At 41.2% G+C, this 2320-nt stretch carries 2 protein-coding genes; both read right to left on the bottom strand.

Features of this window, described 5'->3' with window-relative positions; all coding sequences use genetic code 11:
- Positions 1 to 195: 195 nt before the first annotated feature.
- Positions 196 to 633 carry a HEAT repeat domain-containing protein gene (locus tag M1L23_RS12855; protein WP_252627842.1) on the bottom strand — a complete coding sequence of 146 codons (438 nt, stop codon included), beginning with the start codon at positions 631 to 633 and terminating at the stop codon, positions 196 to 198.
- Positions 634 to 921: 288 nt separating this feature from the next.
- Complete coding sequence (locus tag M1L23_RS12850; protein WP_274707215.1) at positions 922 to 1893, bottom strand: integron integrase; 972 nt, start codon at positions 1891 to 1893, stop codon at positions 922 to 924.
- Between the last annotated feature and the right edge of the window lie 427 nt (positions 1894 to 2320).

Below are 2320 nucleotides of genomic sequence, written 5' to 3'. Positions count from 1 at the left end.
TCGCTTGCTCAGGCGTAATTATTTTCTCGGAAATAAATACCATATCCGTAGTAGCAACTGAGCACCACGGGAGAATCAAAAAGAATAGAGCCAAAAGTCTAACCATACTTCCCTGCAATATAACGCCTCACATAAGCCGCGCGAGGAACGAGCGTCGGGCGAACGAAGTGAGCGTACTTAATGTGATTGTTATGTTCATTTCTTAGGCAATGACTTCAAAACATTGTCCACCCACTGATTGAATTTCCCACTCTTTTCAAAGGAGTAGATATCAAATTCTTCGGGGTACATTGTTTTGAATTTCTCGTTGAACTCTTCCGGTGTAAATTCATCATGAAGAGAATCACGGACTCTGCCAAGCTTCTTGTTAATATCTTTAACCAAGTGCCCTTTTTTCTTCTTGGGGAGCTTTACATCTTCACCAAATGCTTGAAGCTTCAAAAAAGCAGCATACTGAACAGAATGAACTTTATCGTTTATCATCAAGCGCCAGAGGATATCTTTTGACTGCTGGCACTTATGCTTCCCCAAAGCTTCTACGGCAGATTTTCTATTTTTGTAGCTTATTTTGTCACCAGCCAATTTCTTTAGTTCTTCTATATTGGCCGGCGCTTCCATTGTAAAGTTACTCATTCAATCCTCCGTGGTGCTACTGGGCACGTTGAACATAACATTTGTATACTAGGCATGCGTGGTGTATCTAGCTCGCAAAAAAGCTACAAGCCTTATTTAGCATGTAGCTTAGGCCTATGTTGCAGCTAAAAAACCAACCACAATCCGTGCGTGCTTAATTAACCAAATGTTTATGCCTGTTAATTATTAGTTAACATGGACTTTATCGGGCTTGTCGGGGTTAAGCAAGTTCATATTGAGCACAGTAAGAGGCATATTATGTGCGATAACTTAGGGGCACTATTAAAATTATGTTGCCCCTTTTAAACGATCAAGCGGGCTCATGGTGCCAGCATAATGCTGGCCAATGACGTGTGTGTATATTTGTGTAGTACTCACATCGTTATGACCGAGAAGTTCTTGCACCGTGCGGATATCGCAGCCGTTTTGAAGTAAGTGGGTAGCAAACGAATGCCTAAATGTATGGCAATTCACTTTTTTGTATACTGCGGCTTTCGCTACCGCTGGTTTTAGTGCTTTACGCACAACACTGTCATGTAGATGATGCCGGCACAGCTCGCCTGTTATGGGGTGAGCACATAACTTAGATGACGGAAAAATAAACATCCAGCCTGGCGTTTTAAATGCTTTAGGGTATTTCTTTGCAAGAGCAAACGGCATCGAAGGGCCAACGCCCTTTTCATTGTCTCGCCTCTGAACAACAAGTGCTTCGCTGATTAAACTTGTTAAGGGTTCAATTAAGTTTTGACTCAATAATGTTTGCCTATCTTTGTTCCCCTTGCCGTCACGCACAGTGACTGAGCAGGACGTTAAACAAATATCCTGAACTCTTAACCCAAGGCACTCGCTCACTCTTAGACCACTGCCATAAAGCATTTCGATAATAACTCGATTCCTACCCTCTAGTTGGTTAAGTATTTTTAGTACTTCTTCAGGCGTGAGTACAATCGGCAAGCGCTGTTGTTTTTGTGCTAATTTAAAACCTAGTTCGCCAAGTTCAATTTTGAGCACTTTGTGATACATAAAAACTAAAGCATTCAATGCCACCTTCTGTGTGTTAACAGCTACGTGGCGTTCAACAGCAAGCCAAGTCAAGAAGCCTTTCACTTCCTTTGCCCCCATCTCCGTTGGGTGCTTCATATTATGAAACCGAATAAATTGCCGAATCCAATATAAATAAGACTTCTCTGTGCGCAATGAATGACCACGCAATCGCATTTCAGAACGCAACATTTCCATAAATGGGCTAGGTGTAGCCAAATTAACCTCCGTTGTTAATTATTTTACCTAGGCACAAACTTAGCTTATAGAAATGCTATTTTCTTGCTCATTTAGCTAGGCGATCGCGCATATTAACAGCTTGTCCATTTTGCAGAAACTGTTTAGAGTAGACCTATTAGTAAGTTCAGAGTGTTTATTTTGCAGCCTTATACAAGATAAACGCGCATGCACGGTTTACAGAAAGTGAAATACTAAAAAGAAATAGGCAATGCCTTTTCGTCATAAGGCTTCCAGCGAATTTCACGCTCTCAATACACCATGCATGCCTATTATAAAAATGTTACATGCGTAAGGAAATTGAGATGTATAAGCTACTTCTAACTGTATTTATTTGTTTGGTATTGTCCAGTTGTAGTTCCGTTCCAGAAAGTAGTGCGGAAAGCCAAACTGACACAAAGGCATCACG

The sequence above is a fragment of the Aliidiomarina quisquiliarum genome, assembly GCF_023922585.1.
Classification (GTDB): domain Bacteria; phylum Pseudomonadota; class Gammaproteobacteria; order Enterobacterales; family Alteromonadaceae; genus Aliidiomarina; species Aliidiomarina quisquiliarum.
This window is presented reverse-complemented; position numbering and strand designations above follow the sequence as displayed.